The organism is Streptomyces lothianensis (assembly GCF_047779955.1).
Classification (GTDB): domain Bacteria; phylum Actinomycetota; class Actinomycetes; order Streptomycetales; family Streptomycetaceae; genus Streptomyces.
In genome coordinates this window covers 1-413 of sequence record NZ_JBLMKT010000051.1, presented here as the reverse complement: position 1 = coordinate 413, position 413 = coordinate 1, and the positions used below count along the sequence as shown (strand labels likewise).

Sequence of the window (413 nt, the reverse complement as noted above, 5' to 3'; positions counted from 1 at the left end):
CGCGCACTTCGCGTACGACGACGAGGAGACCTGCATCGCCGAGGTCCGCTACCTGATCTCGATGCTGCCCTCCAACAATCGCGAGAACCCGCCGGTCGTCGCCTCGGAGGACCCGGCCGAGCGCCGCTCCGACGTCCTGCTCGACCTCGTGCCCGCCGACGGCAACCGCCCGTACGACATGCACAAGGTCATCGAGGAGCTCGTCGACGACGGCGACTACCTGGAGGTCCACGAGCGCTGGGCGCGCAACATCGTCTGCGCCCTCGCCCGGCTCGACGGCCAGGTCGTCGGCATCGTCGCCAACCAGCCGCAGTCCCTCGCGGGCGTCCTGGACATCGAGGCCTCCGAGAAGGCCGCTCGGTTCGTCCAGATGTGTGATGCCTTCAACATCCCGATCGTCACTCTTCTGGACG

At 67.8% G+C, this 413-nt stretch carries 1 protein-coding gene; it reads left to right on the top strand.

The annotated features are described in order from the left end of the window. A partial coding sequence (locus ACLF6P_RS18420) for a carboxyl transferase domain-containing protein (protein WP_415951562.1) occupies positions 1 to 413 on the top strand: 413 nt, incomplete at both ends.